Source organism: Bacteroides stercoris ATCC 43183 (assembly GCF_025147325.1).
In the GTDB taxonomy this organism is placed as follows: domain Bacteria; phylum Bacteroidota; class Bacteroidia; order Bacteroidales; family Bacteroidaceae; genus Bacteroides; species Bacteroides stercoris.
The window spans coordinates 731,656-757,356 of record NZ_CP102262.1; the positions used below are offsets into that span (position 1 = coordinate 731,656).

Annotated in this window: 21 protein-coding genes and 1 tRNA gene; 5 read left to right on the forward strand and 17 right to left on the reverse strand. The window is 46.4% G+C overall.

Going from position 1 to position 25,701, the window contains the following annotated elements; translation table 11 throughout:
• Position 1: 1 nt before the first annotated feature.
• The 5 genes from mnmD (at position 2) to NQ565_RS03160 (ending at position 6,979) form a co-directional block, all read left to right on the forward strand.
• Positions 2 to 709 (forward strand): tRNA (5-methylaminomethyl-2-thiouridine)(34)-methyltransferase MnmD, encoded by a 708-nt coding sequence (mnmD, locus tag NQ565_RS03140; RefSeq protein WP_005655653.1) that lies wholly within the window; start codon positions 2 to 4, stop codon positions 707 to 709.
• 71 nt (positions 710 to 780) lie between these two features.
• Positions 781 to 1,689: a metal ABC transporter solute-binding protein, Zn/Mn family gene (locus NQ565_RS03145; protein WP_005655656.1), complete on the forward strand. Its 909-nt coding sequence runs from the start codon at positions 781 to 783 to the stop codon at positions 1,687 to 1,689.
• 4 nt (positions 1,690 to 1,693) lie between these two features.
• Complete coding sequence (locus tag NQ565_RS03150; protein ID WP_005655658.1) at positions 1,694 to 2,455, forward strand: metal ABC transporter ATP-binding protein; 762 nt, start codon at positions 1,694 to 1,696, stop codon at positions 2,453 to 2,455.
• Positions 2,456 to 2,884: 429 nt separating this feature from the next.
• On the forward strand, positions 2,885 to 6,250 hold the full coding sequence (locus tag NQ565_RS03155) for a glycosyltransferase family 117 protein (RefSeq protein WP_005655660.1): 3,366 nt from the start codon (positions 2,885 to 2,887) through the stop codon (positions 6,248 to 6,250).
• A gap of 114 nt (positions 6,251 to 6,364) precedes the next feature.
• Entirely contained in the window at positions 6,365 to 6,979 is a 615-nt protein-coding gene (locus NQ565_RS03160; RefSeq protein WP_016660930.1) for a polysaccharide deacetylase family protein, read from the forward strand.
• 80 nt (positions 6,980 to 7,059) lie between these two features.
• Here the strand turns inward: NQ565_RS03160 and NQ565_RS03165 are convergent, their stop codons facing one another.
• From NQ565_RS03165 to folK, 17 genes are all read right to left on the reverse strand, one after another.
• Complete coding sequence (locus tag NQ565_RS03165) at positions 7,060 to 8,292, reverse strand: DUF4861 domain-containing protein (protein WP_005655665.1); 1,233 nt, start codon at positions 8,290 to 8,292, stop codon at positions 7,060 to 7,062.
• 143 nt (positions 8,293 to 8,435) lie between these two features.
• Complete coding sequence (locus tag NQ565_RS03170; protein WP_005655668.1) at positions 8,436 to 9,239, reverse strand: gluconate 5-dehydrogenase; 804 nt, start codon at positions 9,237 to 9,239, stop codon at positions 8,436 to 8,438.
• Positions 9,240 to 9,272: 33 nt separating this feature from the next.
• Positions 9,273 to 10,115 (reverse strand): 5-dehydro-4-deoxy-D-glucuronate isomerase, encoded by an 843-nt coding sequence (gene kduI / locus NQ565_RS03175; RefSeq protein WP_005655670.1) that lies wholly within the window; start codon positions 10,113 to 10,115, stop codon positions 9,273 to 9,275.
• A 338-nt stretch (positions 10,116 to 10,453) separates the two neighbouring features.
• A tRNA-Gln gene (locus NQ565_RS03180) sits at positions 10,454 to 10,524 on the reverse strand.
• Positions 10,525 to 10,616: 92 nt separating this feature from the next.
• A complete protein-coding gene (gene tyrS / locus NQ565_RS03185) occupies positions 10,617 to 11,909 on the reverse strand; it encodes a tyrosine--tRNA ligase (protein WP_005655672.1) in 1,293 nt (430 codons plus the stop codon).
• Positions 11,910 to 11,987: 78 nt separating this feature from the next.
• Positions 11,988 to 12,635: a TatD family hydrolase gene (locus NQ565_RS03190; protein WP_005655674.1), complete on the reverse strand. Its 648-nt coding sequence runs from the start codon at positions 12,633 to 12,635 to the stop codon at positions 11,988 to 11,990.
• The gene (gene yidD, locus NQ565_RS03195; RefSeq protein WP_005655675.1) at positions 12,632 to 12,853 is read right to left on the reverse strand and encodes a membrane protein insertion efficiency factor YidD; all 222 of its coding nucleotides are present in this window, start codon (positions 12,851 to 12,853) and stop codon (positions 12,632 to 12,634) included. Before yidD ends, NQ565_RS03190 begins: the two co-directional genes overlap by 4 nt.
• Complete coding sequence (rnpA, locus tag NQ565_RS03200) at positions 12,850 to 13,272, reverse strand: ribonuclease P protein component (protein ID WP_005655677.1); 423 nt, start codon at positions 13,270 to 13,272, stop codon at positions 12,850 to 12,852. The genes yidD and rnpA overlap by 4 nt, the downstream gene beginning before the upstream one ends.
• Before the next feature lie 164 nt (positions 13,273 to 13,436).
• Positions 13,437 to 14,189, reverse strand: a complete 753-nt coding sequence (locus NQ565_RS03205) for a uroporphyrinogen-III synthase (RefSeq protein ID WP_005655679.1) — start codon at positions 14,187 to 14,189, stop codon at positions 13,437 to 13,439.
• 4 nt (positions 14,190 to 14,193) lie between these two features.
• The gene (locus NQ565_RS03210; RefSeq protein WP_005655681.1) at positions 14,194 to 14,925 is read right to left on the reverse strand and encodes a DUF4271 domain-containing protein; all 732 of its coding nucleotides are present in this window, start codon (positions 14,923 to 14,925) and stop codon (positions 14,194 to 14,196) included.
• Complete coding sequence (locus tag NQ565_RS03215) at positions 14,922 to 15,509, reverse strand: LOG family protein (protein WP_040316023.1); 588 nt, start codon at positions 15,507 to 15,509, stop codon at positions 14,922 to 14,924. The genes NQ565_RS03210 and NQ565_RS03215 overlap by 4 nt, the downstream gene beginning before the upstream one ends.
• Before the next feature lie 177 nt (positions 15,510 to 15,686).
• The gene (metK, locus tag NQ565_RS03220; protein WP_005655688.1) at positions 15,687 to 16,979 is read right to left on the reverse strand and encodes a methionine adenosyltransferase; all 1,293 of its coding nucleotides are present in this window, start codon (positions 16,977 to 16,979) and stop codon (positions 15,687 to 15,689) included.
• Positions 16,980 to 17,308: 329 nt separating this feature from the next.
• Complete coding sequence (locus NQ565_RS03225) at positions 17,309 to 18,583, reverse strand: histidine-type phosphatase (RefSeq protein WP_005655692.1); 1,275 nt, start codon at positions 18,581 to 18,583, stop codon at positions 17,309 to 17,311.
• Positions 18,584 to 18,587: 4 nt separating this feature from the next.
• The gene (locus NQ565_RS03230) at positions 18,588 to 20,285 is read right to left on the reverse strand and encodes a RagB/SusD family nutrient uptake outer membrane protein (RefSeq protein ID WP_005655694.1); all 1,698 of its coding nucleotides are present in this window, start codon (positions 20,283 to 20,285) and stop codon (positions 18,588 to 18,590) included.
• Positions 20,286 to 20,304: 19 nt separating this feature from the next.
• On the reverse strand, positions 20,305 to 23,280 hold the full coding sequence (locus NQ565_RS03235) for a SusC/RagA family TonB-linked outer membrane protein (RefSeq protein WP_005655696.1): 2,976 nt from the start codon (positions 23,278 to 23,280) through the stop codon (positions 20,305 to 20,307).
• Positions 23,281 to 23,489: 209 nt separating this feature from the next.
• The gene (locus NQ565_RS03240) at positions 23,490 to 25,106 is read right to left on the reverse strand and encodes a DUF6377 domain-containing protein (protein ID WP_005655697.1); all 1,617 of its coding nucleotides are present in this window, start codon (positions 25,104 to 25,106) and stop codon (positions 23,490 to 23,492) included.
• Between the two features lie 40 nt (positions 25,107 to 25,146).
• Complete coding sequence (gene folK / locus NQ565_RS03245) at positions 25,147 to 25,596, reverse strand: 2-amino-4-hydroxy-6-hydroxymethyldihydropteridine diphosphokinase (RefSeq protein ID WP_040316025.1); 450 nt, start codon at positions 25,594 to 25,596, stop codon at positions 25,147 to 25,149.
• Positions 25,597 to 25,701: the final 105 nt, after the last annotated feature.

Consider the following 25,701-nt stretch of genomic DNA (forward strand, 5'->3'; position numbering starts at 1 on the left):
TATGGAACGGATTATAGAACAGACGGAAGACGGAAGCACCACATTGTTTGTGCCGGAGTTGAATGAGCATTATCACTCGGTAAAAGGAGCGCGCACAGAATCGCAACATATTTTCATCGACATGGGACTAAAAGCCTCCGCCGCTACCTTGCCGCATATCCTTGAAATAGGTTTCGGCACGGGACTGAACGCTCTGCTCACACTGGAAACAGCCGGACTGGAGCAAAGGCCGGTTCACTATACCGGTATCGAACTTTATCCTCTGTCATGGGAAGAGGTGGATGTTTTACATTATAGCGACAATCCCCTGTTTAAGGAATTACACACGGCACCCTGGCACAAAGACGTGAACATTACACCGTACTTCACGTTACACAAGATACAAGGAGACGTAAATAAAGTGATGAGCGACAAGCAGTCAGCGATGAGTGACAGATTACCTGTTCATCACTCATCGCTAACCACTAATCACTATTTCGACCTTGTCTATTTCGATGCCTTTGCTCCCGAAAAACAGCCGGAAATGTGGAGCGAAGAGCTTTTCCGGCACATATATGCCGCCATGAACAACAACGGCATACTGACCACATATTGTGCAAAAGGCGTTATCCGCAGGCTTTTGCAAGCCATCGGATTTAGGGTAGAGCGTCTTCCCGGTCCGCCGGGTGGTAAACGCGAAATACTGCGGGCATCCAAAACAAAGGAATGAGCCATACACAAAAAACAAACAAAGTAACGGCCCCACAGAGCCACATATACAAAAAACCATAGATAGAATAAATGAAAAAGATATACTTTCTACTACTTACAACTATACTGATAGCTTCCTGCAAACCCGGAAGCAAAACCAACAATAGGAGCGAAGGAAAACCGGTTATCACCGTTACCCTCGAGCCTCTGCGGTACCTCACTGAAGCCATTGCCGGCGACCGCTTTACGGTAGTCAGCATGGTTCCCAAGGGCACAAGTCCGGAAACCTATGACCCTACGCCTCAACAGCTCGTAGAGCTTGCACGCAGTAAGGCTTACTTCCGCATCGGCTATATCGGTTTCGAGCAGACTTGGACTGACAAGCTGACAGACAACGCTCCTCACCTGCAATTCTTCGATATGTCGCAAGGTGTGGATCTGATTTATGACAACACGCATGTTCATCATCACGCAGCCAACGAAAAAGAGCACCAACACGCCATCGGTGTGGAGCCCCATATATGGAACTCGGCCGTCAACGCCCAAATCATCGCAGGCAATATCTTAAGTGCCTTACGTAATATCGACAAAGGCAACGAAGATTTTTATCTGGAACGCTATAATACTCTTTGCCGGAAGATAGAACATACCGACAGCCTCATACGGCAAACGCTGGCGACCCCCGGCGCAGACCATGCCTTTATGATTTACCACCCGGCACTCTCTTATTTCGCCCGCGACTACGGATTGCATCAGATTCCCATCGAAGCCGGTGGCAAAGAACCGTCTCCTGCACATCTGAAAGCCTTGATTGATACCTGCAGCAGCGAAAATGTACATGTCATCTTCGTACAGCCGGAATTTGACCGCCGCAATGCCGAACTCATCGCCCAACAAACCGGAACCCGGGTTGTTGACATCAATCCCTTATCTTACGATTGGGAAACGGAAATGCTGAATATAGCCCAAGCGCTGAACCCAATGAAGAACCAAGAATGAAGCAATGAAACCTATTATTGAAATCAAAAACCTCAATGCCGGATACGACGGCCGTACAGTACTTCGCGATGTAAACCTCACCGTTTACGACCGGGATTTTCTGGGTATCATCGGTCCGAACGGAGGTGGCAAGACCACTCTTATCAAATGTATTTTAGGATTGCTCAAACCGCTTTCCGGTGAAATATCTTTCACCTCTTCCCGCACGGCAGGCAACTTACAGCTCACCATGGGCTATCTGCCTCAATACAACAGTATAGACCGCAAGTTTCCTATCACCGTCGAAGAGGTGATTCTGTCAGGGCTCAGCAGCAAGAAGTCACTTATTTCGCGTTTTACAAAAGAACATAAAGAAAAGGCACATCAAGTCATTGTACGCATGGGACTGGAAGGACTGGAAGAACGGGCTATCGGTGCATTGAGCGGCGGACAGCTTCAACGCGCCTTGCTGGGTCGCGCCATTATTTCCGATCCCGAAGTGGTAATCCTCGACGAACCCAGTACCTATATCGACAAGCGATTTGAGGCACGCCTATACCAATTGTTAGCCGAAATCAACAAAGATTGCGCCATCATACTCGTCAGCCACGACATAGGTACAGTATTGCAGCAGGTGAAATCCATTGCCTGTGTCAACGAAACACTGGACTACCACCCCGATACCGGCATTACCGGCGAATGGCTGGAACGCAATTTCAACTGCCCCATAGAACTGCTGGGACATGGAACATTGCCGCACCGGGTACTGGGGGAACATCATCATTAACGGTTACACTCCATAACTGATTTTGCCCTATTTCCTCTCTGACTGTATTTCTCTCATATTGGATACGAAAACCAGTAATGATATTCTCCCTTAACAGTTTAGCTTCCTCAGCGGTCTTGCATAGTTTACACCCGACAAATATTTAGCGGCAGAAAGTCCGGGAGTTCTCAGACAAAAGACGGGGCATTTTCTTCAAAAGACCGGGAGTTTTGCACGAAAAGTCTGGGAGTTTTACCCCGAAAGTCCCGGTCTTTTGCGCGGAAAGCTCAGGAGTTTTGAGCAGCCTCTCCCTTTTTCTATAAAATTCCCCCTATATCTCTAAACCAATCCTAATAATCCGCCTTATTGTCACTTATTTAGAACTGAAATCATTATCTTTGCGCCCATATATGCCGAAATTAAAATAAAACCATAACGAATTTCATCCGAATGAAACAGTACAAAACCGTAAACAACCTGATTGGTTGGATTACCTTTATCATTGCAGCAACGGTTTATTGCATGACTATTGAGCCGACTGCAAGTTTTTGGGACTGCCCGGAGTTCATTACCACCGGCTATAAGCTGGAAGTAGGACACCCGCCCGGTGCACCGTTCTTTATGTTAGTAGCCAATCTGTTTTCTCAGTTTGCTTCCGATGCCTCTACCGTTGCCAAGATGGTGAACTACATGAGTGCACTGATGAGCGGCGCTTGTATCCTGTTCTTATTCTGGAGCATCACTCACCTGGTACGCAAACTGGTTATTACCGATGAAAACAACATCACCAAAGGACAACTGATTACTGTCATGAGCAGCGGTCTGGTGGGTGCATTGGCATACACATTCAGTGATACGTTCTGGTTCAGCGCCGTAGAGGGTGAGGTGTATGCTTTCTCCTCACTGTTCACGGCAGTAGTGTTCTGGCTGATATTGAAATGGGAAGATGTGGCGGACGAGCCGCATTCCGACCGCTGGCTGATTCTTATCGCCTATCTCACCGGATTGAGTATCGGTGTTCACTTGCTGAACCTGCTCTGTCTTCCGGCTATCGTGCTGGTATACTACTATAAGAAAGTACCCAATGCCAACGCAAAAGGTTCGCTGTTAGCACTTCTCGCATCTATGGTGCTGGTAGCGGTTGTGCTGTACGGTATCGTTCCGGGCATCGTAAAAGTGGGCGGCTGGTTCGAGCTGTTCTTTGTCAACACGCTCGGCATGTCTTTCAACAGCGGTGTCATCGTATATATCATCTTGCTGGCGGCTTGCCTCATCTGGGGTGTATACGAAAGCTACAATGAAAAGAGCAAGTCGCGTATGGCACTCTCGTTCATACTGACCATAGCCATGCTGGGTATTCCTTTCTATGGTCATGGCGGCAGTTCTGTCATTATCGGCATTATCGTTATCGCGCTGCTGTGGCTCTATCTCAAACCGGGCACGCAGGAGAAGATTAAGGAGAGATACCGCGTATCGGCACGCACACTGAACACATCACTGCTGTGCACCATGATGATTGTTATCGGATATTCATCCTACGCGCTTATCGTAATCCGCTCCACCGCCAATACGCCGATGGACCAGAATTCTCCGGAAGATATCTTCACATTGGGCGAATACCTGGGACGCGAACAGTACGGTACACGCCCGCTGTTCTACGGTCCGGCTTACTCCTCACAGGTAGCCCTGGATGTAAAAGACGGATATTGCGAACCGCGCATCTCCTACAACGGAACCAAATACATCCGTAAGGAAAAGGCCACTGACGACGAGAAAGACAGCTACATCGAAATCCCCGGACGCATCGAATACGAGTATGCGCAGAATATGCTCTTCCCCCGTATGTACAGCAGCGCTCATGCCAACCAATATAAGGCATGGCAGGACATCAAGGGATATGACGTACCCTACGACAAATGCGGCGAAATGATTATGGTAACTATGCCTACGCAGTGGGAAAACATTAAGTTCTTCTTCTCCTACCAGCTCAACTGGATGTACTGGCGCTATTTCATGTGGAACTTCGCCGGACGCCAGAACGACTTGCAGGGTAGCGGAGAAATCGAACACGGCAACTGGATTACCGGCATCAAGTTTATCGACAATATGCTGGTAGGCAATCAGGACTTGCTGCCGAAAGAACTGAAAGAGAACAAGGGGCATAACGTATTCTACTGCCTGCCGTTGTTGCTCGGCATCATCGGTCTGTTGTGGCAGGCCTACCGCGGGCAGAAGGGTATCCAGCAGTTCTGGGTAGTGTTCTTCCTCTTCTTCATGACCGGTATAGCGATTGTGCTCTACCTGAACCAGACACCGAGCCAGCCGCGCGAACGCGACTACGCATACGCAGGTTCGTTCTATGCTTTCGCCATCTGGATTGGTATGGGCGTGGCAGGCATTATCCGTCTGTTGCAGCATTATGCTAAGATGAAGGAACTTCCCGCCGCCGCTATCGTTTCAGTGGCCTGCCTTTTCGTTCCCATACAGATGGCAAGCCAGACGTGGGACGACCATGACCGCAGCGGCCGTTATGTGGCACGCGATTTCGGGCAGAACTACCTGATGTCATTGCAGGAAACGGGTAATCCGATTATATACACCAACGGCGATAACGATACCTTCCCCCTGTGGTACAACCAAGAAACGGAAGGCTTCCGTACCGACGCCCGTACCTGCAACCTCAGCTACCTGCAGACCGACTGGTACATCGACCAGATGAAGCGTCCCGCCTACGACTCTCCCTCCCTGCCTATCACGTGGGACCGTATGGAGTATGTAGAAGGTACCAACGAATATGTTCCGGTACGTCCCGAATACAAGAAGAGCATCGATGCCCTGTATGCCGAAGCAGAGAAACAAGCCCTGAGCGGCAACACCGAAGCACTGGTAAACGTGAAGAAAGAATTCGGCGAAAATCCTTACGAACTCAAGAACATACTGAAATACTGGATACGCAGCAAGAACGAGGACCTGAAGATAATTCCTACCGACAGCATCGTGATGAAAGTGGATAAGGAAGCCGTACGCCGCAGCGGAATGATGATACCGGGCGATTCCATCCCCGACTACATGCACATCTCGCTGAAAGGCAAACGCGCCCTCTACAAGAGTGAGCTGATGATGCTCGAAATGCTGACGGAAGCCAATTGGGAGCGTCCTATCTACATCGCAGTCAGCGTAGGGCCGGAGAACCAACTGAACATGGGCAACCACTTCATTCAGGAGGGTCTCACCTACCGTTTCACTCCGTTCGATACCGACAAGCTGGGTGTGAAAATAGACAGCGAAAAGATGTACGACAACCTGATGCACAAGTTCAAGTTCGGCGGCATCGACAAACCGGGCATCTACATTGATGAGAATGCCATGCGCATGTGTCACTCGCATCGCCGTATCTTCTCCCAGCTTGCACAGCAGTTGATACGCGAAGGCAAGAAGGATAAGGCTAAAGCCGCACTGGACTATGCCGAGAAGATGATTCCCGCCTTCAACGTGCCATACGACTGGCAGAACGGTGCCGTACAGATGGCCGAAGCATACTACCAGTTGGGCGATTCTACAAAAGCCGACGACATGATGAAAGCCCTTGCCGACAAAGCCGTGGAATACCTCACCTGGTATCTGAGCATGGACGACAACCGCTTCTCCATCTCTACCCGTGAATTTGAATATCACTGGGCAGTGCTCGATGCTGAAGTGAAGATTATGAAGAAATACAATTCCAAACTGGCAGAAATCTACGCTCCGAAGGTAGAAGAGTTGTACAACTTGTATGCGGAAAGATACGAAAGATTACAAAAAATGGAAAAAAAATAATGCCGGTACACGGTAGCGAATGAGCGGATTACCGCAGGTACATCCTGCCGGTAAACCTGCCATTCGCCACCGGATGCCCAGCATCAGTCAATAACCGTTAACCACCGATTAACCGTGTTTATAGAACAGCCACCCGAGTTTGTTCGTAAGTTATATCCCAGCGCCGTATGGCGAATGGACCCGGACGAGAGAGCCGTCTATCTGACTTTCGATGACGGACCTATCCCCGAAGTTACTCCGTGGGTACTCGACTTGCTTGACAAATACGACATAAAAGCCACCTTCTTTATGGTAGGTGACAATATCCGTAAGCACCCTGATGAATTCCAAATGGTTGTGGAGCGGGGACACCGCATCGGTAACCATACCTTCAACCATCTTAGGGGATTTGAATACAACTTCAAAGATTATCTGGCAAATGCCGAGAAAGCCAACGAGGTAATGAAAACAGACCTGTTCCGCCCTCCGCACGGCCACATGGGATGGACGCAGTACATGATACTGAAACGCCGTTATAAGATAATAATGTGGGATTTGGTAACCCGTGACTACAGTAAGAAACTCCGCGGGCCTCAGGTGCTTGCCAACGTTATGAAATATGCGCGCAATGGCTCTATCATTACATTTCACGATTCCTTAAAGTCCTGGAACAACGGCAACCTGCAATATGCACTGCCACGGGCAATAGAATTTCTGAAAGAAGAGGGATACGAGTTCAGACTGTTATAGAATTATAGAGTTATAAAGTTGAGAGTTGAAAGTTTTCATGCAGCACAATTGCGCAGCCTGACTTTCAACTCTCAATGTTTTTAGTTTACTTTTACCGTCAGCGGATTACGCACTTTTTGGGCGAAATCAGCCATATACCGGTTCCAGGCATCGGCAGTCTTGATATCTGCCTTATCCCATGCAAATCCCCAATAATATACATATTCCGAACCCGGTTCGTAGTCGCTTACAGCAAGTACATGGCCATCGGCATTGTTACGTTCTTTCTTTTCCTTCTCGGAGAAAAGTACGGTTTTCGCATCTTTGACAACAGCGGGAACCGCAGCACCCATAAAGATTTTACCGTTATCGGGACCGGTCGTAGGGTCTACATAAGTAATGTAACCGTTAGCAGCATCGGCAACGACAGCTCCATCGGGTTCATGCAATACGATGCCTGCAACGATAGGCAATGTTTCTTTCAAATTGCTGTACGACACGGCAGTCTTGTTCAAATGTGAGCCTGCATCAAGTGTAATCAGACGCGTTTCTACCACGGTCGAATCTCCCTTTACAGTCAGCGGAGTAAACTCCAGCTTCACCGTAAAGCGTAACGGGCCGTTATCCAAAATCTCCTGGTTCTTATAGCACCACGGATAGATAATCGTATCGTTTACCATCAGCGCGGCTACACCGGCTCCCAATGTAGGGCCTACTGCATAACAGTCCATCCCGTAACCGTGGTCGATGTGATAAGAACGCTCGCGGCTTAACTCGGCAGCAGCCTTCGGATCGGTCTTTTTCAGTTCGGCAATCTTGGCAAGCGTTTCCTTGTCCAGTTCTTTGGCGTACATGGCCTCCAGTATCGGTTCGGTAGTGTTGTACTTCGTAAACAGGTCATAACCGAAACCACGCTCTCCTTTAGCCTGCAAAGCAGGACCGTAAGCGCGGAAAGCCACCAAATCATTCTCCCAAGCCATATCATCCATACGTTCGGGATAGCATCTGCCGCAGGCCTTTACATCAAAAGCCTCAGGCGTACCGGTTTGTATGGTGTACGTAGCGGTGCCGCCAGCAGCTATCGCAGCCGGGAATATAACCTTGCCGTCGTACGTAATCTGATAAGGCACTTGCTGCCCGTCGGCATTCAATACTACAATCTGTGCCGTGTCCGCCAAGCCCAGGCGGTCTGTAACAGTTTCCATAGACACCTCTACCATTTCATTGGAGCGCTCCATGGCCAACGGATTGGTTACCGTAACGGTCACCGTCCTGCTGTCGTTGCAAGCGAAGCAAAACAAGGCCGTCATACCTAATAAAAGAAGTTTCTTCATAGTGAATAAATAATGTGATAAAGTGGTAATGTAACAGGATGGTAATGCGATAATGCAGCAGGTGATGAAGCAACCTTATTATAAAAAATAAGGCGGTAAAGCAATATCCTCTATCACTTACCGCCTCACTACCTTATTACCTGTTATTTCGGTTGTTTTCCGATGTAAGCCAAGATACCGCCGTCAACGTACAGAATATGTCCGTTCACTGCGTTGGAAGCCTCAGATGCCAAGAACACAGCAGGACCTGTGAGTTCTTGCGGATCCAACCAACGACCGGCCGGAGTCTTAGCGCAAATGAATGAATCGAACGGGTGACGGCTGCCGTCAGCTTGTTTTTCACGCAACGGAGCAGTCTGCGGAGTAGCGATGTAACCCGGGCCGATACCATTACATTGGATGTTGTATCCACCGTATTCGGAGCAGATGTTACGAGTCAGCATCTTCAAACCACCCTTAGCGGCAGCGTATGCAGATACAGTCTCACGACCCAGTTCGGACATCATGGAGCAGATGTTGATGATCTTACCGTGACCCTTCTTCATCATTGCAGGCAGAACAGCCTTAGAAACGATGAACGGAGCATTCAGGTCGATGTCGATAACGCGACGGAAATCGGCAGCTTCCATTTCGTGCATAGGGATACGGCGGATGATACCTGCGTTGTTAACCAGAATATCAACAGAGCCCACTTCTTTTTCGATAGTAGCCACCATAGCCTGAACAGCCGGTTCATCGGTTACGTCGCATACATAACCATGTGCCTTGATACCCTTTTCGGCATAAGCAGCCATACCTTTGTCTACCAGCTCCTGGTTGATGTCGTTGAAACAGATTTTCGCACCTTGTTCTGCAAAAGCCGAAGCAATGGCAAAACCGATACCGTAAGAAGCACCTGTTACGAGGGCTACTTTACCTTCCAGAGAAAAATTCAAATACTGATTCATGATGTTTATTTATTTTAGGTTGAAAAAATAGTGTTATTTCAAATCGGTAATCAAGGAGAAATCCTGGTCGCCGTAATCCAGATTCTCGCCGCCCATCCCCCATATAAAGGTATAATTGTGCGTAGCTGCGGCAGAGTGGATAGACCATTCGGGAGAAAGGACAGCCTGGTCGCCCTTCATCCACACATGGCGGGTTTCGTCCACCTCGCCCATAAAGTGGCAGATAGCATGGTCTTCCGGAATCTCAAAGTAAAAATAAGCTTCCATACGGCGGCTGTGGACGTGTGCCGGCATTGTATTCCACACACTGCCCGGAGCAAGTTCCGTCATGCCCATTTGCAATTGGCAGGTCGGCAGCACCTGATTTACCAGCATCTTGTTGATATTACGGTGGTTGGAGCCTTCCAAAGAACCCATCTCAGCCACTACCGCATCTCTCTTCGTCACTTTCTTGTCGGGATAGTTGCGATGAGCCGTTACGGAATTAAAATAGAACTTGGCCGGATGAGCCTCGTCCTTGCTCTCAAAAGTAACTTCACGGTCGCCCGAACCCAGGTAGAGGGCTTCTTTATAATCCATTTCAAACACAGCGTCGCCGGCTCTGACCACGCCCGGTCCGCCTACATTGAAAATACCCATCTCGCGGCGGGTCAGGAAATAAGGGGCTTTCAACGGGTCGATAGCCTCCAGTTGCAACACCTCACCCACCGGCATGGCACCACCTACCACCATACGGTCGTACATGGAATATACCATATTCACTTCATTCGGGGAGAATACTTTCTCTATAAGGAAATCACGACGAATTCTTTTCGTATCATAACTTTTCGCATCTTCCGGATGCGCAGCGTAGCGGATCTCATAGTTCGTTCTCATGATTATATTACCTTTCTTTAATTTTCAAAATTAACAGCCAGCGGTACGTCGTTTACGTACACGATTGCAAATGTAGCAAAAGAAAACGGCAAAACATTGCTTTTTTGTCCTAATTATCTATCAATATTGTACAAAGAAAGGAAAAATCATCAGAAATGTCCTAATATTGAATGAATAAATCAAAAGAAAAAATAAAAGAGAATCCTATAGTTGCCAACCGTGCCATCTATATGGCAAACCCGTGCCATATAATAGACAAAGTTGTGCCACTATATTGGCACAACTCATATACTAATGAAAAAAGCTCCGACAATCATCGACTGTCGGAGCTTTTTTCGTTGGACTACCAAGATTCGAACTTGGACAAACAGAACCAAAACCTGTTGTGCTACCATTACACCATAGTCCAAACATATGCGCTTTCTGTTAAAAAGCGGTGCAAAGATAGAAGTATGTCCCGAAATATGCAAATATTTCGGGACATTTTTTCATATCCCTATATTATTTTGCAATAATCAGATAATAGTTCTTCTTGCCGCGTTGCACCAGCAGATACTTGTCATCCAATAAATCAGCAGTTGTAACAACCTGATCGAAAGCAGCCAGTTTTTCTTTGTTCAAAGAGACGCCGCCGCCCTGCACCAGCTTGCGCATTTCGCCTTTCGATGCAAATACAGCCGCATTGTCTACGAACAGATCAACTGCCTTTACACCGGCAGCCAGCGCATCACGGGATACCTCAAACTGAGGAACACCCTCAAACACTGCCAGCAAAGTATCTTCGTCCAGCTTTTTCAACGCCTCCGATGTGGCATTGCCGAAAAGAATGTTGGACGCATCGACAGCCGCGTTGTAGTCCTCTTCGGAGTGTACCATAATGGTGACTTCCTTGGCCAGACGCTTCTGCAGGACACGCAAGTGCGGAGCTGCTTCGTGCTCGGCCGTCAGAGCCTCGATTTCTTCCCTGGACAAAGAAGTGAATATCTTGATGTAGCGGGCTGCATCGGCATCGCTTACGTTCAGCCAGAACTGGTAGAACTTATAAGGAGATGTATAGCGGGGATCGAGCCATATATTGCCGGATTCCGTCTTACCGAATTTACCGCCGTCCGCCTTTGTAATCAGAGGGCTTGTCAGGGCAAATACCTCACCGCCATTGGTACGGCGAATCAGTTCGGCTCCCGTGGTGATGTTACCCCACTGGTCCGAGCCGCCCATTTGCAGCTTGCAACCTTTGGTTTCGTACAGATGCAGGAAATCGTAGCCTTGCAGCAACTGATAAGTGAATTCTGTGAAAGAAAGACCGTCGCGGGCTTCACCGTTCAGACGCTTCTTCACCGAATCCTTAGCCATCATATAGTTTACGGTGATATGCTTGCCTACTTCACGGGCAAAATCAAGGAAACTGAAGTCCTTCATCCAATCGTAGTTGTTCACCAACTCCGCACGGTTAGGGGCATCCGAATCAAAATCCAAAAACTTGCTCAACTGCTTCTTCATGCCTGCCATATTGCGCTGCAATGTTTCTTCAGTGAGCAGATTGCGTTCCGCCGACTTACCGGAAGGGTCGCCAATCATACCCGTAGCACCGCCTATCAGTGCCAACGGCTTATGGCCGCAACGCTGGAAGTGACGCAATATCATCACACTGCAAAGGTGTCCGATGTGCAGGGAGTCTGCCGTAGGGTCGAAACCGATATATGCAGTCACCTGTTCCTTTGCCAGCAGTTCTTCCGTACCCGGCATCATATCGTGGAGCATGCCACGCCATTTTAATTCTTCTACAAAATTCATCGAATGATTAACTATTAATTATTTGATTTATACTTTGTCTGCGACAAAAGTACGACTCTTTATCCGAACAAACAACTCTTATTGTTTAAAAAAGACTTTGGCGATATTTTCCCGTATCGCTTCCGTGAGTTCCGCCAAAGATACGCGACGGACTTCGGCTGCCCGGCTGTATAAATCCGCAACCGGCACGGAGCTTTCGTCAGTTTCCAGGAACAGACGGTCGGCAGGAGTTATCCGCAGCGCCTCTTCCTGATATTTCTCCCCGAAAGAGAGATAAAACCCATGCCTCAGACATTCCTCCGCCAGAGCCGCTTTCCCGCGAAAACCATGAATAATCCAGGGGTTGGCCGGCTTTATCTGCTGTTTCAACTTCAGCAACTCACTCATAGCCTTTACCAAATGAATGACCAAAGGCTTGTCAAGCTCCACAGACAACCGTGCCTGATATTCAAAAACCTTTATCTGCACAACCATCGGAGCATCGGCCAATTTATCCAGTCCGGCTTCCCCTATGGCAAGAACCTGCGGATGCCCGGCTAAAGAAGCCAAAACATTCATTTCATTCCGAACAACCGGAGTAACGGTTGCCGGGATATGCCAGGGATGTATGCCTACCGAATACCACGCCCCCTCTTCCGGAACAAAAGTATCGGGATAACGGTTCGCAATAGCCGTTCCGGGCACAGGCGGCAAGCGATGCGTATGTATATCGACAGGAAATTTCATGGAACAGGATCATATCCGGAACCACCCCAGGGATGGCAACGCAATATACGTTTTACCGCCAGATAAAGGCCTTTGAAAGGGCCATGTTTCTTAATAGCCTCAACTGCATATTGAGAACAGGTAGGAGTAAATCTGCACGAAGGGGAAGTCATGGGCGAAATGCACTTCCGGTAAAAATAAATAGGAAGCAACAGCAGATATGAAAGCAGGCGTTTCATGGCTTCATAGGCGCTACGGCTGCCATATTCGCATCCGATACGGTAACTTTCTCAACAATACGCGCCAAAGCAGTCTTCACCCTCTCTTCTATTACGGAAGATTCCGTCAGCTGGTCGGAAAGGTAAATAAAGGCAATGGCCAACCGGCACTTCTTTTCTGCCAAAGCGTTCAACAGTTCATGTTTGTTTACACGGTAAGCCTCGCGTATCTGACGCTTTACGCGGTTGCGCTTCACCGCACGTTTGAAGCGGCGCTTCGAAACACTGATAAGAATGGAAGCATCCGCCTCCAGCTCCTCTACCGGCAAATACACCACACGCAACGGGAAGACCGAAAACGAACGCGAACCGCCCGCAAACATCTTCTCTATTATCTTTTTTTTATCCAGCCTTTCGACTTTATGTAAGGTATTCGCCATGAAGTATAAGGTATAATGTAAAATATAGAGGGGGATATGAAAAAACGGGCTACAGGTAGTGCTGCTAAGATTCCGCAGTCTGCCCGCCGCCCGTTATTGCTTCGTTACGATTATAAATGTATCCGACAGGCTTATAACTTATAATTCATAACTTATACTTCTTTTCACTTTCCCTTGTTGTTCTCCTTTATGAACATATCAAGCGCTGCCGTCATAGAGGGCGCCTGCACACTGGGAGCTTCCAAATCCAAACGGAGTCCGGCATCACGGACAGCCTGTGCTGTTGTAGAGCCGAATGTTCCGATTTTAATCTCTTTCTGCTCGAAATCCGGGAAATTCTTCTTCAAAGAAGACACACCGGCAGGGCTGAAGAATACCAGCATGTCATAGTCAAACTTTTCATCCGGAGTAAAATCATTACTTACCGTACGATACATGACTACTTCCGTATGCTGGATTTTACTCTTGTCCAACAGATTCTTAATATCGTCTGTATGTACATCCGACATCGGCACCAAATACTTTTCAGTCTTATGCTTTATAATGGAAGACAACAGGTCATCAAACTTTCCGGTATTTCCAAAGAAAATCTTACGCTTGCGGTATTGTACATATTTCTGAATATACAAAGCAATCGCCTCCGTCACACAGAAATATTTCATGGTCTCAGGGATTGTTACGCGCAATTCCGTACAAAGATGAAAAAAGTGATCGATTGCATGACGCGAAGTGAAAATAACGGCGGTATGATCCAATATAGAGACCTTCTGCTGTCTGAACTCTTTTGCTGAAAGGCTCTCTACTTTGATAAACGGGCGAAAATCGATTTTCACACCGTACTTCTCGGCAATGTCGTAGTAAGGAGATTTCTCTGATGCCGGTTTCGGCTGCGACACAAGTACTTTCTTAATTTTCAACGTCCTAAAATTTTATTATCAAATAATCGTTTAGTTGTATCACTCCTTGGTATAGCATAAAACAAGGCATGATTTCAAGGGCACAAAAGTACAAAATTAAAAGGAAACTGCCATGTAAATTGCTACAAAAAAGCTTGAACCACTTATAGAACATCAATATTTTAGTAAAAAAGGCTAAAATCAATCCAATTATTACTGTAAGTTGCAGACTTAAATCGAAATAAACAATAAACAGCACAAACGGGAAAAGAGTGAAACCAAGATAATAAAGCAGGGTAGAATATGACTCAAGCCAAAGAGTCGTAGTACTTTCGTCAAAAAAAATCCAACCTAATACAGAGTATAAAATCCATTTCAGAAATAAATACAAAAGACTTATCCCGATATAAAGCCCCAATAGCGCAAAAGGCGGAACATGATGCACCAATTCAGGCTGAATATCATTGCAGTAATTAAAAATGCAGACCCCGGAGAGTATGCAAGTCTGCAAAATCAACAATAGCAGGTAGCGCATATCACCCGCCGTTGAGGTTGCAAATATGCTGGTACGCTCACGATGCAACAGGAAATCCTTTACCAGCTGCAACAGAAACCTACGGCTACGGGAAAGCACATAGGCCGACAGAAAAAAACAACACAGCAGCACAATGGTGATGCCGTCGTCCATTCTCGGAGAATAGGGAATAGGCACACCTTCCGCTCCACCGGGTATCCATGCCGCCAACCAACTTATCATATCGCTGCAAACTTACGGATAGAGGCATCCCACAAAGGTACGGTATGTACCAGTTCAACCGCTTCCCCGGCTGTCGCGGCTACATGCCAGATGGCACTGTGCTGCGCACGCATGAAGTTTTCGTCTACAGCCTTCTGCAACATAGCCAGCAACGGGTCGAAATACCCCTTGATATTCAATATGACTATCGGATTCAGATACAGTCCCAATTGTTTCCAGGTAATGACTTCGAGCAATTCTTCCAAAGTACCGCAACCGCCGGGCAATGCAATCACGGCATCGCTCAAATCCGCCATCAGTTGCTTGCGTTCATGCATATTTTCCACCTCTACAAGCTTGGTCAGTCCTGTATGATGCCACCCCTGCTCAATCATAAAACGGGGTATCACTCCGGTCACCTCACCGCCTGCCGCAAGTGTGGCATCCGCCACCGCAGCCATAAGTCCCATATTACCGGCACCGTTCACCAAACGGATATGCCGCTGCCCCAGCAACGTTCCCAGTTCACGGGCGGCATCAAAATAAACGGGGTCTATTTTAGTGCTCGAAGCACTGTATACACATACGGAGGTTATTTTATTCATCATCTTTCAGCTATATCAATTATTACCTTGTTGCAAAGGTATATGATTTTAAGGAGATTTGAAAAAAGAAGCTGCTCATTCTACCCCGGAATATTCCGAAGGCAGAAAGGCAGCTTTCTATAATAAATAGCTGTAAAGCTATGCTGATTACTGTTTTCTTTAACGAAGAACGGAGAATTAGAGGCCGAAAGCCGCTTTCACCTTATCAACGTAATCCAGTTTCTCCCAGGTGAACAGTTCTACAGTCACGTCTTTATCGCCTTCATAGCGAGACTTGAAGTGTTTGGTGACAACCTGCGGCTCACGTCCCATATGACCGTAAGCGGCTGTTTCCTGATAGATAGGGTTACGCAGTTTCAAACGGTCTTCAATGGCTTTCGGACGAAGGTCGAAAAGCTCATCGATCTTTCTGGCTATCTCGCCGTCGCTCATATTTACATGGCTGCGCCCGTAGGTATTTACATATATATTGATAGGACGCGCCACACCGATGGCGTAAGATACCTGTACCAGCATTTCATCCGCCACACCGGCAGCTACCAGGTTCTTGGCAATGTGACGTGCAGCGTATGCGGCACTGCGGTCTACCTTGCTGGGGTCCTTACCGGAGAAAGCGCCACCGCCGTGTGCACCTTTACCGCCGTAAGTATCCACAATAATCTTACGTCCGGTCAAACCGGTATCCCCATGAGGACCGCCGATTACGAATTTGCCGGTAGGATTCACATGATACTTGATATTATCGTTAAACAGCGACAATACTTTCTCGTGATGGATAGACGCGATGACACGGGGCATCAGGATATTAACGACGTCGTTGCGGATAATGCCCAACATCTCCTCGTCCGCCTTCAACTGTGCAGCTTCGCCGTCGTCGGCAGGCTGAATGAAATCATCGTGTTGGGTAGAAACTACAATCGTATCGATACGGACAGGATTGCCGTTATCATCATATTCAATGGTTACCTGGCTCTTGGAGTCCGGACGCAGATACGTCATCACCTCTCCTTCGCGACGGATATCCGCCAGCACTTGCAGGATACGGTGGGCAAGATCCAGGGAGAGCGGCATATAATTTTCCGTTTCGTTAGTGGCATAACCGAACATCATGCCCTGGTCGCCCGCACCTTGTTCCATAGGATCCTGGCGCTCCACACCACGGTTGATGTCGGGGCTCTGCTCGTGAATGGCGGAAAGCACGCCACACGAATTGCTCTCGAACATATACTCGCCTTTGGTATAGCCGATTTTCTTGATTACTTCACGCGCGATAAGTTGAAGGTCAACATACGCTTTGGTTTTCACTTCTCCAGCCAGCACTACCTGTCCGGTAGTAACCAGAGTTTCGCAAGCTACTTTCGAACTGGGGTCATACGCCAACAGTTTGTCAAGCACAGCGTCCGATATTTGATCGGCCACTTTGTCGGGGTGTCCTTCCGACACCGATTCGGATGTGAATAAGTATCCCATTTCAATTAGAAATTAAAAATGAATAATTAAAAAGGAGATGAGGAAAGCGTCATTAATGAGTAGGTATGCAAATCCCGGTACACCGGAGTACCGTCAGAAAAGGATGTGTTTTAGCATTTTTTTCCGTGGTTGCAAGCTACCCAAATCTTTCCACATATCGTTTTCGGCTGCAAAGATAAAGGTTTTATGGGAATATGGTACACAACGGGCAAAGTATTAACTAAAAAACACGCTTATTACTGCAAAATATCTATTTTTGCAAAAAAAGTGCGCCGATATCCCATCGCCGCACTCCCATAATCGTTTCTATATTGTTAACTTCAAAAAACTCAATTCAACAAATTTCGATAAAACCTCTCGACATCCTCCCATTTATAATAAGGAAACATATCAGTCTCTACCGGAATATGCACTTCATTCTCATTGTGCATAACCTTTACCAGAATATCCCCGGACTTCTCGTTCCGGAAAAAGATAATCTGTACATTAGCAGCCATAGGAACCACCTTGAAATCACTCCATACCTTATAAACTTCATACGGATCGCTAACTACAACATTACAATTCTCTATCTGCATCAACGCAACCAAAGGAATCACATTACCATCGTGCCCGAAGCGGAGAGTAGCGGCAATTCCCCCTTTCCGGATAGCCTCGTCAGCACTGTCCAGAATATTTCTTAACAGAGATTTGGCATTGGCCACTACAATACCTTTTCCATCGGCATGATTGGCATTCCCCACATAAAAACGGTAATTGACACACTGCCACAAATCAAATAATTCCTGTGCTTCGAACAAATCATAGAAAGAAACTTTTGTTTCAGCATTCTGCATGTCACTGGCTACCCAGTACATTCCCCACATCAATTCCTTAGGATTTACTTTCTTTACGACAAAATGTTTATCCTTGAACAAGGATACGACCAAACGCTCCGGATTGGTATGGGCTTCCTCAAATTTCCTGTATTCCTCGGCCCAAGGACCGTCCTGGGAAGAAGTAAAACGGTTGGATTCGTCGGTGTGATAATTCAGATAATCCATATATTTCTCACTTGCCTCATAAGAAATCCGCAAATCCGGATTCAGCTCTTTCAAACGGTCACCAAAAGCCACCATACTCATAGCACAACGCAATACAACGGTAGAACGGGCAGATATAAAGGGATTGCCTTTGAATACCTCCGGAAACGAAGCATACATTCTTTCAGCAATGCCGCGATGCTGCCTGACTCCCAATGGAGTCAAATCCCCGCCATGTCCTTCCGCCTCTTCCCATACCTTGAGCAAACGCCGGTAGGTATCTTCACCCAAACCGGTAAGCGCATGTGCACGATGCGCCTCTTCAAACAGGTCTACCAGCCATTTATAATCACGGTCGCCAATCAGGTAACGGGAACCATGCCGTCCGTAATGACTGATATAAAAAGGCTTATATCCCTTAGGCGCTTTAGTCTGTGGCGCGAAATCCAACGGATATGCCCAATAGACTCCTCCCGTCTTCTCAGGAGTAGCAAACATCTCTTCTTTGGATGTCTGTGCCCCAAGCGGAGCACAGCACAGCACCATCAAACCACATAACAGAATTTGTTTCAGTTTCATCATATTTTTACTTTATTACTTTATAGCCATCGTTTTGCACCAGAGTAGGATTGTTCGTCAGTTCACTTTCCGGAATCGGGAACAAATTGTATTTATCGTCCACATCCGCCCCTAAACGCACACCGTTTTTCCAATCCCAGTTATTCCCTTTCGTATATTTGCCGAACCGAATCAAATCGGTGCGCCTTGTCAATTCAGAAGCCAGTTCTTTCTGACGTTCAACCAACAGAAAGTCCAGATTAAGTTCATTGGCCGTAATTTCACCGGACACATCGGAACGTACGCCGTTTTTCGCATATTTACCGGACATATAAGCCCTTGTTCTGACCTCATTGACATACCCCAACGCTTCACTTTGCGTACCGTTCGCTCCGCGCAAAATGGCCTCAGCAGCCATCAAATAGGCATCTGCTGTGCGGAACAGCGGAAAATCAATGGAAGTATAGGCATCTCCCGAAGGACAAAGTTCATCCTCTTTCGTAACGTTTCTCCACTTGATATAACCGTATCCGCATGTAAACGTACTGGTCATATCCATATTTACATCCCATGTGTCTTTCACCTGATTAGGAAGAGCGGTCATGAACTGTGCTCTCTTATCTTTCTTATTATTTCCCCAAGTATCATTGCCGTCGAACATGACATCATCCGCATCGAACGCATCCACCAATGATACTTTAGCGCGGACATTACCCCAGCCTCTGGAGCCGACACCGGTCTTATAAAGTTCATCCATAGGACCGTTTACAAAAGCTTTCACATAGAAATTCGTTCCGGCAGAACTCTGTGCACGCAAGCCGTCCTGTACCAGCGGCCAGATAATCTCCTTACAGGTATTATTATCCGCTAAAAAGATTTCACGATAATCGGAAGCCAATGGATAATGCCCGTCGGCAATGACTTTTACCGCATAAGCATATGCTTCCTGGTATTTATTCTCATTAATCCAAGTCTGTGCATTCAGATACATTCGGGCCAGCAGGAACCAGCCGGCTACCCGGTCAACACGTCCGTACTCATTGCTTCCCGGAGCTTTCAGTTCGTTTTCGATAGCCAGCAATTCACTTTCTGCAAACTCAAAAATCTGCTTACGCGTATATTGAACCGGAATTTCTTTCACACCCGTATTTTCATCCACATAAGGAACCGCACCAAACAAATCGCAAAGCATCGAATAGCAATAAGCACGTATGAAGCGGGCTTCTGCGCGATAGCTCACATAATCATCTTTCATCTCTTCCCAAAGTCCTCTGCTCTGCAACTTGCCTTCCGTACATTCACGCAAAAGCTCGTTACAATAGGCAATACTCATATAAAGTCTCTGGTAAGTCCATGTAATGACCGAAGCATTGGAAGCATCCCACTGCAAATTCAAACATTTACGCAAACCGTTGGAAGAGGAAGGCATCAAAAAATTATCCGTACTCAACTCCTGCAAATAAAACAACAGGCGCACATAACCGGAATAGCCCTCATTAGCACCTTCGAGGTCGCCGTCACCTCCGTCACCACCTTTCTGCCCTGTCAGAACCAGTGATGCATAACACTTTGCCAAAACACCGGTGTAGCCGTCTTTTGTCTGGTATACCTTTTCACTTACCAGCTGGTTATCATCCAAAGGCATCGTGTCCAGGTCGCCCAAGCAAGAAACCAGACTTATGCCCGCGAAGAACAAAATAAACGAATAAGCAATTATATTTTTCATATTGTATAGTTTTAAGCCGTTAGAAATTTAAATTAGCACTTAATGAGAATACGCGCGGACGGGGATATACCTCTTTATCGATGCCGCTGTAAATCTCCGGGTCGATACCGGAATAGCTTGTAAAGGTAGCAACATTCTGTACACCGAACGTCAGGCGTAAAGAGCTGGAGCTATTCCATAACTTCTGGAACGTATATCCCAAAGAAATATTGTCAATACGGAAGAAGTTGCCCTTTTCCAGGAAATAATCCGAATAAAGCTGCTGGTTCTGGAAACCGGAATCTTTGGTTCTGCGCAATATGTTGGAGAAGTTGCCCTGATCGCTGTACACGGATTGTACATACTGGTCGGCAGCCACATAATTGTATACATAGTTGCCGAATGCCCCGTGTCCGCTGATGGCAAAATCCCAATTCTTATAAGTAAGCTGGGTATTGAATCCCAGATAGGAAGTAGGCAATGCGCTTTTGTCCGTAGCATATTTGGTTTCCGTGGCAGAGATGGAACCATCCGGTTGCACATACTGCCCTTCCATAGGTTTGCCATCATCGTCATAGGCCTGCTTTGCCAGGTAGAAAGTATAAGGACGCTGACCTACCATAAACACCTGAACTGTCTTGCCCGTACCGGAAATGGCTCCTGTCTGCACAAAATTGGCATCCGAATCGATAACATTCAGCTTCGTGATTTCAGAATCATTCCACGTATAATTCATGCCTACTGTCCATTTCCAGTTTTTTGTATGTACAGGCACTGCATTGATAGCAAATTCCACACCTTTATTATCCATCTCGCCGATATTTGTTGTGATGACGGAAGAATAGTTGGTTCCTGAAATTACATTGATAGTATTCAGCAAGTCTTTCGTATGGCGTTGGTAATAATCGACAGAACCGTAAATGCGGTTATTCAGGAAACCGTAATCCAAACCGATATTGTAGGTTTCGGTAGTCTCCCATTTAATATCCGAGTCATAACCGTTCGGACGATAGGTATAATACCATTTGTCTCCGAATTGATAACAAGATTCCGGATAAGATACCGTAAAGGTAGTCATATACGGATAGTCATTCAGAATATCCTGCTGTCCGGTCTGACCGTAGCTCAAACGCAGTTTCAAGTCTGACAACACTTCCGAGTCGCGCAAGAATGCTTCCTGACTGATTTTCCATCCCAACGCTACGGAAGGGAATAATCCCCAACGGTTATCTTTGGCAAAACGCGAAGACGCATCCGAACGTAAAGTGGCGGTAATCATATAGCGGTTGTCATACGAGTAATTCAGACGTCCGTAAAAAGAGAGCAGGTAATATTCAGACTCATAATGATTGGGCGAAAACAGTTCTTTGCCTTCCGGAGAAAGAGTGGTTGCATCGAATTTCTTCCAGAAATGCTGCCAACCGTATCCCGCCATTGCGCTGAAATTATGTTTTTCATTGAATACATGAGCATAGTTGGCATATAAGTCCAGCAAGTAGTTACGCTTGTTCTGTTTAGAATCATACACAAGCCCTGTACCGTCTTTCATGTTAGATGTATACATCATACCGGCCATATCGGGCACATTCTTGGTATATTTGCTTTTCAGCACATCATAACCCAAATTCGCATTCAGCTGCAAATCCTCCAAACGATGTACCTTATAATTGATAGCGGCATTACCGATGGAGCGGGTCACTTTATTATGCAAATCCTGCAATTCAAGCTGTGCCACAGGATTATCGGTTTGGATAGCCATGGGGGAGTTTCCATTCATCCAGATGAAATAACCCAGTCCCGGTTCATCAGCACCCGTTGCACTTCCGGTCATAACAGGACGGGTAGGGTCATATCGCAATGCATTATTAACGACACTCTCATCTACTTTCTGATTGTCTTCATACGAAACCTTAACATTCAAATCAACGGTAAGATGGTTATCAAAGAATTTGGGTGATATACCGCCATTAAAGGTAAAGCGTTCGTAGTTGTTTGTTTTCACCACACCGTTCTGGTTATTATAGCCTACCGACAGACGATAAGGTGCATTTTTCTTCACCTTGCCGGAAACGGAAAAGTTGTGCTCTTGTCCGAATGCCGTACGGTAAATCTCATCCTGCCAATCCGTGGAAGCCGTCCCTAAAGTTACAGAACCCGGGACACCCGATACCGTAGGAACAAATTCACGGAATTCATCGGCAGAAAGCACATCCAATTTTTCCGTAATGGTACTTACAGAAAGGTTAGTGGAATAGTTGAAACGCAGATTGGAATCGGACCCTTTCTTAGTAGTAATCACAATCACGCCATTAGATGCCCGGGAACCGTAGATAGCAGTTGCCGAAGCATCTTTCAATACGGTAAATGTCTCGATATCGTTCGGGTTGATACCGCCGATTACGTTTCCACCACCTTCGATAGTGGAGTTATCCACCGGTACACCGTCAACAACGATTAGCGGATCATTGGATGCGGAAAGCGATGCACCGCTTCTGATGCGGATAGTAGCACCCGCTCCCGGAGCGCCGGAGCTTGCAACAACATTTACGCCCGGCACTTTACCTACCAATGCATCCTGGGCAGTAGTTCGCAGTCCCTTATTGAAATCATCCGGCTTGATAGCGGTTACCGACCCTGTCGCATCAGACTTCTTCACACTTCCATAACCTATAACGACTACGTCTTCGAGCATCTCACTATCTTCCTCCATCACAATTTTCATCATTGGAGAAACCGCCTTTTCCACATCTTTATAGCCGATGTATTTAATGAGTAAAACAGCTTTGGGGCTGCTTACGGCGATTGTGAAGTTACCGTCTACATCACTGATTGTTCCATTTGTCGTCCCTTTTTCCAAAATATTGGCTCCGATAACGGGTAGATTGTCCCTGTCAAGGATATTGCCTTTCACAACTGTCTTTTGTGCAGAACCCCCTACACTGAAAACCAAAGCGAGTATCATAAACAGATACCGCCACTTTCTTCCAAAAGTCTCTGGATTTTTCTTGCCTTTCATAATGTTTTTAAATTAAAGTGTAACAAAGTATACCGAAAATCCGGTATGAATTAGATTGTGAGCGAAAGTAGATATTACAAATTCGCCGAACAAAGACACTGAATGAAAAAGTAAGTGAAAGGAAAGTATTATATAGGATAATACATTTATTTACAACGACATACCAAACACACTATATGTTGTAAAAGTAAGTCCGGAGGAAGTGTTTTTTAAAGCTTTTGTACCTGAACAGCCAGGTCTTTTCCGGGAACAATCGCTTTATTCCGCATTTTCAAACGATAGTTATATACGGTTTGAAGCGAATAGTGAAGGAAGTTGGCAATTTTGGAATTATCGTTGATACCTAAACGGATAAGTGCATAGATACGTAATTCGGGAGTCAGCAACTCGCCTTCTTTCACCTGTATACGTTCATCCTCTTTCAAAAGAGCATTGAACGATTCCACAAAATCCGGAAATATAGATAGGAAGATAGTATCGAACTTACTGATGAACAGTTTGAAATCTTCCGTTGTCGAAGACTGATTATGAAGCATTTTGGAAATATCCGCCATAGAACCGGTATTGACGATTTTCAGTAAACTCTTGCGGTTATTCTCCTGCTTATAAATATATTCGGAACAGATATTGAATAACAAACCGATATACTCTTCCTTAATATGGTTGGATTCTTTAATCTCTTCATTCATCCGGGTCAGATTTCCGGTCACTTCCTGTAAGCGTTGGTTCTGTTCGGCCAACGACTTCTTTACCTTCAGCAGATTATGATTTTTCTTACGAAGGAAAAAGAAAACGATTACCAATGCAATAACAAGTACGGATAAAGCCAAAAGAAAAAACAAGACCCTGTCTCTATCAGCCTTGATGCGGCTGTCATTAGCCGCTTTGATAATAGGAAGATATTCGGCAATATCTATTATGCGGTAACGGGCTTTCCCGAAGCTCACATCTTCCAGTGAACAGGAGATATAATTATAGGCTCTTGCAATGTCTCCTTCCTGAAAAAGCAGGATTGCCAATTGCTGCAAAGACATATATACTTTCTTGGCATTCGCTATGTCGGTAATGGAAGCCCGGATAAGGAAGTGCTTTGCCTGCTGTATGTCACGTTTGCCCAAATATAATTCCGCCAACAGATATTCCACCCTCGCCTTGTCGGGGTTCGTATCCGTACAGTGTTCATAATATCCGGTCAGTATCCGGATAGCCTCATCCCATTTTCCCTGCAAACCCAGGCGACCGCACTGATTGGTCACATAACTGGCCGTATTAGGGTCGCTGATAGCTATCAAAGTATCTTTATAAGCCTTTATCTGCCGCATAAACAACCGCTTCCTGGAAGCCTCCGTTTCATCATTATAGCAGGACAGATAGGTAGTATGATACAGATAATAAAAGTAAGTATCCTTCCGTACCGCCCCGGTTCTTTTCACCCTGTCAAGAACATTCAACGCATTTTCATGTTTTCCTATCTTATTCAAAGCGTCGGCCAGGTTCATTAATCCTTGATTAACATACTCTTCACCCAACCTGTCTGCCAATTGCAGCCTTTGCTCCGCTACAATCAGCGCCGTATCGACTTTAAAGGAGCGGTACATAACAAACAAATCGCCCAGAATATCAAACTTAGCTTTATCGTCTCCCACATAATCCAGCATCTTGCGGAGCTCTGTAATCTCCTTTTCCACCTTCTCCTGATAGACCTCCCGTTGCTCAATCATCTTATCCAGCTGCAACAGCAAGGCATCGTCATCAGTCTTATCCGCGGCCGCCAAACCGGAATAAAAACAAAAAAGGAACAGTATGAAAGCCGAATATCTGAACATGAGCAAACTTATTTATGCACGGAAACAAAGATACTATTTTTCACAACAACTCCCGCATCTTTTTCTTTAATATCGGATGCACCAGGTCCGGTGCAATCTCCGCCAACGGTTCCATCACAAAGCGGCGTTCGTGCATCAGCGGGTGAGGCAGCTTCAATTCGGGAGTATCCAGCACCAGGTCACCGTATAAAAGCAGGTCGATATCAATCACCCGATCGCTATAGACCCCGCCTACAGACTTATGCGTACGCCCTATCTCGCGTTCTATCTCCTGGGTGAGATGAAGCACGGACAAAGGCGGAAGAAGCGTTTCCACGCAGGCCGCCGCATTCAGAAACGTATGTTCCGAAGAAAAGCCCCACGGAGCAGTAGCATAAAAAGCGGACAGGGAAACGACTTTCCCTACCCGCTCTTCTATTTTCCGGACAGCGAGGCGGAGATTGTGCTCCTTGTCGCCGAGATTAGTTCCTAAGCCAAAGTAAACGTACATCATTTAAGTTTAGTGATTAGTGTTCAGTGATTAGCGATTAGTGCCCTGCGGCGTAATAACGCAACCTGCCTGCATAGTGCTAATCACTAATCATTAAACACTAAC

What these genes read in the sequence shown, in the direction of transcription:
- metK (WP_005655688.1), bottom strand. Translation starts at nt 16,979, where the DNA reads ATGGGATACTTATTCACATCCGAATCGGTGTCGGAAGGACACCCCGAC.
- tyrS (WP_005655672.1), bottom strand. Translation starts at nt 11,909, where the DNA reads ATGAATTTTGTAGAAGAATTAAAATGGCGTGGCATGCTCCACGATATG.
- mnmD (WP_005655653.1), top strand. Translation starts at nt 2, where the DNA reads ATGGAACGGATTATAGAACAGACGGAAGACGGAAGCACCACATTGTTT.
- NQ565_RS03215 (WP_040316023.1), bottom strand. Translation starts at nt 15,509, where the DNA reads ATGAATAAAATAACCTCCGTATGTGTATACAGTGCTTCGAGCACTAAA.
- yidD (WP_005655675.1), bottom strand. Translation starts at nt 12,853, where the DNA reads ATGAAACGCCTGCTTTCATATCTGCTGTTGCTTCCTATTTATTTTTAC.
- kduI (WP_005655670.1), bottom strand. Translation starts at nt 10,115, where the DNA reads ATGAGAACGAACTATGAGATCCGCTACGCTGCGCATCCGGAAGATGCG.
- NQ565_RS03145 (WP_005655656.1), top strand. Translation starts at nt 781, where the DNA reads ATGAAAAAGATATACTTTCTACTACTTACAACTATACTGATAGCTTCC.
- NQ565_RS03155 (WP_005655660.1), top strand. Translation starts at nt 2,885, where the DNA reads ATGAAACAGTACAAAACCGTAAACAACCTGATTGGTTGGATTACCTTT.
- NQ565_RS03210 (WP_005655681.1), bottom strand. Translation starts at nt 14,925, where the DNA reads ATGATAAGTTGGTTGGCGGCATGGATACCCGGTGGAGCGGAAGGTGTG.
- NQ565_RS03150 (WP_005655658.1), top strand. Translation starts at nt 1,694, where the DNA reads ATGAAACCTATTATTGAAATCAAAAACCTCAATGCCGGATACGACGGC.
- NQ565_RS03170 (WP_005655668.1), bottom strand. Translation starts at nt 9,239, where the DNA reads ATGAATCAGTATTTGAATTTTTCTCTGGAAGGTAAAGTAGCCCTCGTA.
- NQ565_RS03235 (WP_005655696.1), bottom strand. Translation starts at nt 23,280, where the DNA reads ATGAAAGGCAAGAAAAATCCAGAGACTTTTGGAAGAAAGTGGCGGTAT.
- NQ565_RS03225 (WP_005655692.1), bottom strand. Translation starts at nt 18,583, where the DNA reads ATGATGAAACTGAAACAAATTCTGTTATGTGGTTTGATGGTGCTGTGC.
- NQ565_RS03190 (WP_005655674.1), bottom strand. Translation starts at nt 12,635, where the DNA reads ATGAAATTTCCTGTCGATATACATACGCATCGCTTGCCGCCTGTGCCC.
- NQ565_RS03230 (WP_005655694.1), bottom strand. Translation starts at nt 20,285, where the DNA reads ATGAAAAATATAATTGCTTATTCGTTTATTTTGTTCTTCGCGGGCATA.
- rnpA (WP_005655677.1), bottom strand. Translation starts at nt 13,272, where the DNA reads ATGGCGAATACCTTACATAAAGTCGAAAGGCTGGATAAAAAAAAGATA.
- folK (WP_040316025.1), bottom strand. Translation starts at nt 25,596, where the DNA reads ATGTACGTTTACTTTGGCTTAGGAACTAATCTCGGCGACAAGGAGCAC.
- NQ565_RS03240 (WP_005655697.1), bottom strand. Translation starts at nt 25,106, where the DNA reads ATGTTCAGATATTCGGCTTTCATACTGTTCCTTTTTTGTTTTTATTCC.
- NQ565_RS03165 (WP_005655665.1), bottom strand. Translation starts at nt 8,292, where the DNA reads ATGAAGAAACTTCTTTTATTAGGTATGACGGCCTTGTTTTGCTTCGCT.